Origin of the sequence: Ferruginibacter sp. (genome assembly GCF_014377975.1) — a bacterium.
In the GTDB taxonomy this organism is placed as follows: domain Bacteria; phylum Bacteroidota; class Bacteroidia; order Chitinophagales; family Chitinophagaceae; genus Ferruginibacter.
The window spans coordinates 1-4,428 of the sequence record NZ_JACMOO010000061.1 but is presented as its reverse complement, the minus strand read 5'-3'; the positions used below and the strand labels follow the sequence as shown (position 1 = coordinate 4,428).

Annotated in this window: 5 protein-coding genes; all 5 read left to right on the top strand. The window is 39.9% G+C overall.

Translation table 11 applies throughout. From position 1 onward, the window contains the following. The coding region (locus tag H7254_RS04150; protein WP_301931785.1) for a DUF302 domain-containing protein at positions 1-272 on the top strand (272 nt) is incomplete at its 5' end. Positions 273-388: 116 nt separating this feature from the next. Next, positions 389-616: an SHOCT domain-containing protein gene (locus H7254_RS04145; protein ID WP_301931784.1), complete on the top strand. Its 228-nt coding sequence runs from the start codon at positions 389-391 to the stop codon at positions 614-616. Between the two features lie 433 nt (positions 617-1,049). Continuing rightward, the gene (locus tag H7254_RS04140) at positions 1,050-2,546 is read left to right on the top strand and encodes a multicopper oxidase family protein (protein ID WP_301931783.1); all 1,497 of its coding nucleotides are present in this window, start codon (positions 1,050-1,052) and stop codon (positions 2,544-2,546) included. A gap of 143 nt (positions 2,547-2,689) precedes the next feature. Next, positions 2,690-3,655, top strand: a complete 966-nt coding sequence (locus H7254_RS04135) for a hypothetical protein (RefSeq protein ID WP_301931782.1) — start codon at positions 2,690-2,692, stop codon at positions 3,653-3,655. Positions 3,656-3,775: 120 nt separating this feature from the next. Next, positions 3,776-3,955: a hypothetical protein gene (locus tag H7254_RS04130; protein WP_301931781.1), complete on the top strand. Its 180-nt coding sequence runs from the start codon at positions 3,776-3,778 to the stop codon at positions 3,953-3,955. Positions 3,956-4,428 lie beyond the last annotated feature (473 nt).

Below are 4,428 nucleotides of genomic sequence, written 5' to 3'. Positions count from 1 at the left end.
CTACATTAAAGAAAAAGCTTGATGTGGATTTCTATAATTATAAAATCCTGGGCGCATGCAATCCGCCATTTGCCTACAAAGCCTTACTGGCAGAAGATAAAATCGGAACCATGTTGCCTTGTAATGTCATTGTTCAGGAAAAAGTGCCGGGACAGATAGAAGTATCTGCAGTCGATCCGGCAGCCTCCATGCAGGCTATAGAAAATAAAGATTTGCAGGATATTGCCACTGAAATAAGAACGAAGTTACAAAAGGTAATTGAGGCTTTGTAGTAGAAAAATTTCCCTACGTGTCTCTGTTCTTCCTGCCGCAGAGAGGATCTGGATATTTTACAGGAGGAGAATATAATTGTAATTAATAAAAATCAAATCATTAATAATTTAAAATTATGTTTTACGCTAGTGATTTTTGGGGAATGCACCTGGTATGGTGGTTCGTTTGGCTTATCTTCCTTTTTTGGATTTTCGCAACACCTTATGATGTTCCCGGTCAACGAAAGAAGAAAGATTCTCCTCTTGATATTTTGCAGAAACGATTTGCTTCAGGACAAATCACAACCGAAGAGTATCAGGAGAAGAAAAAAATTCTTGAAAATGATTTAGCAAAGCAAAGCTAAATCAAACTGTATGATAATCTATATGCAGGTTCTCTGGCTCTTTGTATTAGCAATGCCCATTGCCTGCATTTCATGGACTGTTACCCATGAAGAAGTATTTCGCGAACCAAAGGAATATTGTGCTAAGCGAACTGCGGCGTAAAACTTTTTGAGTAAGAAAATTTTTTTACCTGTTTACGTGAGAGCATTGCTTTAAACATTACGTAACAATTTTATTTCTTTTTTTAACGGGTTACAAACTGCTGGTAAACGATTGGAATGGTTATATAATTGCAGGATTTTCATTGGCTTGGATAGCCAATATCTATATGAGTTTATTCAGCCTTATCCGCCATAATATTAAACGGGAAAAAGCTGAAATTAAGGAAATGGATGAAAAACTGGATAAATAAACCCATCAGCAATCAATGCAATCAATAGAAAATAAATAATTATGAAACGAAGAAAATTTATAAAAAATACAGGCTTGGGAGCGGGCAGCTTATTGTCAGGTATTTCTGCCGTCAGTTTTTTAGAGTCATGCGGCGAAAACCACATGATGAATGGAGACGGTATGAATATGGGAGGGCAGCCAGTATCTGTAAAGGAAGGGAATTTCAGCAGGCCACTCCCTGTTCCCAACACTGTAACAGGTAACACAACATTAACTGCACAGGCAACAACGGCAAATATTAATGGCAGCAATATTCCCGTTTTGGGTTACCAGTCTAAAGGTTTATTGGGGCCTACTATCCGCGTTAATAGCGGCGTAAATGCCAGTATAAATTTTCAGAATAATCTTTCAGAAAAAAGTAATATTCATTGGCATGGTTTAAAAATACCGGCGATTATGGATGGGCATCCGGAAGATGTTGTAAATCCCGGCAGTAGTTTTAATTATCAGTTCAGCGTTAATCAACGGGCAGCTTTGAGCTGGTATCACCCGCACCCGGACAGAGCTACTGCGAGGCAGGCTTTTCAGGGCCTGGCCGGCTTATTTATTATTAATGATACAGAAGAAGCAGGTTTAAATCTGCCTTCCGGGATTTATGAGATTCCACTGGTAATCCAGGACAAACGCCTGTCATCATCGGGCATTACCTACAACCCTTCAATGGGAGAAGTCATGTCTGGCTTTATGGGGGAAACAATCCTTGTAAACGGAGAGGCATCTCCTTTTGCTGAAGTAACCACACGGTTTTACAGAGTACGGATGTTAAATGGTTCCAACGCCCGGATCTATAATCTTGCTTTAAGTAATAATGCTGATTTAATTATTATCGGAAATGACGGGGGCTTATTAAAAAGCCCCTCCGCCGTCAAGAATATTTTACTAGCACCGGGCGAGCGCTTAGATGTGCTGGTAAACTTTGCCGGGCTGACTGCAGGTATGGAAGTATTTTTAGAAAGCAAAGAGATCAATAACGCTGGAAATGCACAGGGTAAACAGGGATTCAAAATTCTGAAATTTAAGATAACACAAACTGTGAATGATAGTTTTACCGTGCCGGTTTCACTTTCTTCTATTAGTACTGTCTCTCCTTCATCATCTTCGAAAACAAGAAACTTTAATATAAACGCCATGCAAATGGGTGGCGGTATGAATATGACCGGTATGCATCGTATCAATGGAAAAACCTATGATAAAAACAGGATTGATGAAACAGTTGCTGCCAGTACCACGGAAATATGGGTATTTGATAATTCGCAGGGCGATGAACCTCATCCCATGCATATGCATGGTGTGCATTTTCAGGTATGGGAAAGAAGCGGTGGCCGGGGACAGCTTATTCCTTCCGAAAGTGGCTGGAAGGATACTGTTTTAGTGATGCCCGGTGAAATAGTAAAAATTATTATCCCATTTTCAACATTAACCGGAGTCTTTGTTTTTCATTGTCATAATCTGGAACACGAAGATGATGGCATGATGTTACAATATAAATTGACTTAAAATGATTTTATTATTTAGTTCATCAGTTTAAAATTAGAAAAATGATTCATTCCTGTTTAAAATCAACATTTCCGGTTCTGATTTTCTTATTGTTATCTGTTCTGATCATAAGCAGTTGCGATAACAATAAAAAACAATCCCCAATGGAAGCGGCAAAGGTTTATGTAGCCAATGAAGAAGGGGGCAGCATTTCAGTTATTGATCTGCAGGACAGCCTTAAAAACACTAGCATAGATTTAAGCGAATCGGGTAAAATGTTTATGGCGCATAATGTACAGGTTGCCACTGACGGAAAATCAATATGGGTAACTGCCGTTCCGATGGATAGCACCGAAATGAATCAATTAGTTGTGATTGATTCGAACACAGGGACCGTAAAAAACCGAGTTCAATTGGGTAAAGATCTGCATGTGGCTCATGTAGTTTTAGACCAAGAATCAAGAAACGTTTTTGTAACAGCTAAAGAAAGTAACCAGGTTATACAAGTAGATGCAACAACGTATCAGGTGGTGAGAAAATTTGATTTGGGGGCCGGGCACTCACCACATGGAATGCGATACGCTAATGGAAAATTATATGTAGCCAACATGGATGCAAAAAGCATGTCAATTATTAATCTAGCGGATGGCAAGATAACGGACGTGCCATTAGGCGGCGTGGCAGTGCAGACAGCAGTTACACAGGACGACAGATTTATTTTCACCTCGCTGTATGATACAAAGGAGGTTGTTCGATATGACTTGGAAAGCAGCGAAATAAGAAGAATACCATTACCAGCCGGTGCACAAGGTCCTATCCAAATGTATGCAACACCCGATAGCAAGCTACTTTATGTTGCCGACCAGGGAGAACTCATGGGCAGACCGGTTTCAAATAAGGTTTTTGTTATTGACATATCAGATGCAAAAGTGATCAGCACCATTACAGTAGGAAACAAAGCTCACGGAGTAGTTGTCAGCAATGATGGCCAAAGAGTTTATGTTACCAATAGTATAGATAATACTGTTTCTGTAATAGATGTAACCACTCAAAAAGTAATCCGTACGATACCCGTTGGAAAAGGCCCTAATGGCATAAGTTATTGGTTTGAAACTGGTGGAATGCCATAAAAAATGATGAATGAGGGCACATAAACAAAACCTGAGAACTAAATACCGTTATCGGTTAACAGCGAAGCTAAAGGACGGGCAACAGCGGAACTGAAGACATCTTTAAAATTTACAAAATGAGTGATCAAAATTTCCAAAGCTGTATTGATGCCTGTGTGGCATGTGCAGAAGCATGTAACGCATGCGCAGCAGATTGCAAAGGAAAACCAGGTATGGAAGAATGTGAAAAGCTATGCCTGGCTTGTGCTGATGCATGTAACAAGTGTGCCGAAGCATGCAAAAGTATGGATAGTAATCTAGCACAATCAGCTCACCAATGTGCCGAAGCCTGCCGTGCATGTGCCGAAGAATGTGAAAAGCATTCACACATGGAGTCTTGTAAAAAATGCGCCGAAGAATGCAGAAAGTGTGAAGCAGAATGTCAAAAATGTGAGGCAGAATGCAAAACTGTTTAGCCTGAAAATTTCTCAATCTACGGGCTATCAATTTAAGGCTATTTTGGTGGCCTGTTGATTCTTTTTTGCAAACTGGTATTGCAATTGGTGTATAAATAATATGCTGAACGATGCAAAAAAGAATCTTAAAGATAAAACATCCAAACAGGTGAAGCGAGGCGTTCAGGTATGAATCATAACAATCATGATATTGAAACACTGGATAAACTCCAGCGGGAAACATTCGGTTATTTTTTGCACGAGACTAATCCGGCCAATGGTTTGGTGAAAGATAAGACAGCGCCGGATTGGCCGTCCAGCATTGCTGCTACGGGGTTG